Source organism: Rhodococcus sp. EPR-157 (genome assembly GCF_001647195.1).
In the GTDB taxonomy this organism is placed as follows: Bacteria; Actinomycetota; Actinomycetes; order Mycobacteriales; family Mycobacteriaceae; genus Rhodococcoides.
In genome coordinates this window covers 1-2,433 of the sequence record NZ_LVCV01000679.1, presented here as the reverse complement: position 1 = coordinate 2,433, position 2,433 = coordinate 1, and the positions used below count along the sequence as shown (strand labels likewise).

The 2,433-nt window shown below is 65.4% G+C and carries 3 protein-coding genes; all 3 read left to right on the top strand.

Annotated elements, in window-relative coordinates:
- A partial coding sequence (locus A2J03_RS29140) for a DNA-3-methyladenine glycosylase 2 family protein (protein ID WP_068381638.1) occupies positions 1–1,334 on the top strand: 1,334 nt, incomplete at its 5' end.
- Complete coding sequence (locus A2J03_RS29135; protein ID WP_068381635.1) at positions 1,331–1,834, top strand: methylated-DNA--[protein]-cysteine S-methyltransferase; 504 nt, start codon at positions 1,331–1,333, stop codon at positions 1,832–1,834. The genes A2J03_RS29140 and A2J03_RS29135, both read left to right, overlap by 4 nt.
- 81 nt (positions 1,835–1,915) lie before the next feature.
- On the top strand, positions 1,916–2,433 hold a 518-nt coding region (locus A2J03_RS29130), incomplete at its 3' end, for an AI-2E family transporter (RefSeq protein ID WP_156520648.1).

The window sequence follows — 2,433 nt, the reverse complement described above, 5'->3', positions numbered from 1 at the left end:
GCCAGGCGACCACGCCCAAAGCCAAGAACGTCTCGTTCGTCCCGACGGCCGCAGCCGCACAGCAAGAGGGCTACCGAGCGTGCCGACGGTGCCAGCCCGACGCCACTCCGGGTTCACCGCACTGGAACATCCACTCGGACCTGACCTCTCGGGCTATGCGGCTGATCTCCGACGGTGCCGTCGAGCGGGGTGGTGTCGACTCGCTCTCCCATACTCTCGGATATTCCACGCGCCAACTCACCCGGGTGTTGACGGCCGAGATCGGCGCCGGCCCCCTCGCGCTCGCACGCGCACACCGAGCCCACACTGCACGGACTCTCATCCAGACGACGGACATGTCGATGAGCGACATCGCGTTTGCATCCGGATTCTCGAGCGTCCGCCAGTTCAACGACACGGTGCGGCAAGTGTTCGCGGTCAATCCCTCCACACTGCGTCAGGAAGCCACGAGAAAGAAGACCATCGCCGCCAACGGAACGGTGACCGTTCGCCTCCCCTACCGGCAACCGATGGATCGCGGATGGCTCGAGTGGTTTCTCAGCGGGCACGCCGTACCCGGCAGCGAAAGCTACACGGACGGGTTGTACCGCCGCTCGCTTCGACTACCCCATGGCCACGCCATCGTCGGGTTGCGCATCGAAGACGGTTACGTCGACACGACCCTGAGCTTGCTGGACATGCGCGATCTCGCCCCAGCCGTCGCGCGCATCCGTCATCTACTCGACCTCGATGCCGACCCGGAGGCCGTCGACGCCGCGTTGGCAGAGGATCCGGCGCTGGCACCGAACATCGCAGCACACAGGGGAGTTCGAGTACCGGGGAACGTGGACGGTGACGAGTTGCTGCTGCGCACGATGATCGGCCAACAGATCTCGCTACGTGCAGCGGCGACGCATACCGCCCGCCTGGTCGAGACGCTGGGCGCACCGATCGACGATCCGCTCGGCGGCGAGATCACCAGGCTCTTTCCGACGTCCGAGGCCATTTCCGAGCACGGTCACGAGGTACTGACCGGCCCGACGGCTCGAGTGAAGGCGATCATCGGTGTCGCCGAAGCATTGGCGTCGGGCAAGATCGTTCTCCATACCGCCCTCCCCGCCGACGAGCTCGAACGAGACCTACTCTCGCTCAAAGGGATCGGGCCCTGGACAGCGCGCTACGTCGTCATGCGCATGCTCGCCGACCCCGATGTTCTATTGGACACCGACCTCGTCGTCCGACAGGGCGCCGAAGCACTCGGGATGACTCTGACCGACTCGAACCGCTGGGCACCGTGGCGTTCCTACGTCTCGATGCACCTGTGGAGCATTGCCTTGGAAAGAAGGGGACTATGACTGCTGCATTCGCCACCACCATCACTCCGATCGGGCCGTTCACGGCGGTCGTCGACGCCGACGGTCACGTTCTTGCCTCCGGTTGGACAGCCGCGGTGGGCGAGTTGACGCCCTTGATTCACGCGTCACTTCGCCCGACCGACGTCCGCGAGGCGGGCGATCTCGGCAGCGTCACGAGAGCGGTCGAGAACTATCACCGCGGAGAACTGGGCGCAATCGACGACGTGCCGGTCGCGCAGCAGTCCGGAGAGTTCCTCGTCCACGCATGGAAGGTGCTGCGCGACGTACCCGCCGGCTCCCCGATCACGTATTCGGAGTTCGCCGCTCTGGCCGGACGGCCTGCCGCTATTCGGGGGGCTGCCTCCGCCTGCGCGCGCAATGCGGCGGCACTGTTCGTGCCGTGCCATCGGGTCTTCCGGATCGGCGGAGCAATGGGCGGGTTTCGATGGGGTCTGCCGGCCAAGCAATGGCTGCTGGCGCACGAGGCCGTCGGACGGTGACGTGACGCTCTCAGACGTTAGAGTCACTCGGGTACAGCGAGTACTGCAGCCCGCAGAGTGACACGACGTGAGGACTATGACGTGACTGAGCAGGCAGCGCCCGAAACGAAGCTTGGGCGCGATCGGGGTGACCTCATCGGTGTCGGCGGAATCTGGTTGGCGAAATGGTCGCTGATCGTCGTGTCCGTCGCCGCAGGCGCGTGGGTTGTGGGCTGGTTGATCTCCGCGCTATGGGTGATCATTCTGCCGGCATTGTTGGCCATCATCGTCGCGACGGTGCTGTGGCCGCCCACGAAGTGGATGATGCGCGTCGGTCTCCCTCCGGCGTTGGCCGCGTCCGCCTCGCTCATCGTCTTCTTCCTCGTCATCGGCGGAGTCATCACACTGATCGTGCCGTCGGTCGCCGATTCGGCCCCGGAACTCGTCGACAAGGCGTCGGAGGGTGTATCGCAGGTCCAGAACTGGTTGAAGGGCCCGCCGATCAATCTGCAGGACGAGCAGATCGACAATGCGGTCTCGGCGATCACGTCGAGGCTCCAGGACAGCGGCACCGCGATCGCGTCCGGGGTCTTCACCGGTGTGTCGGCGGCAGGTTCGAT

Coding starts and splice junctions, on each gene's coding strand:
- A2J03_RS29135 (WP_068381635.1), top strand. CDS start 1,331: ATGACTGCTGCATTCGCCACCACCATCACTCCGATCGGGCCGTTCACG.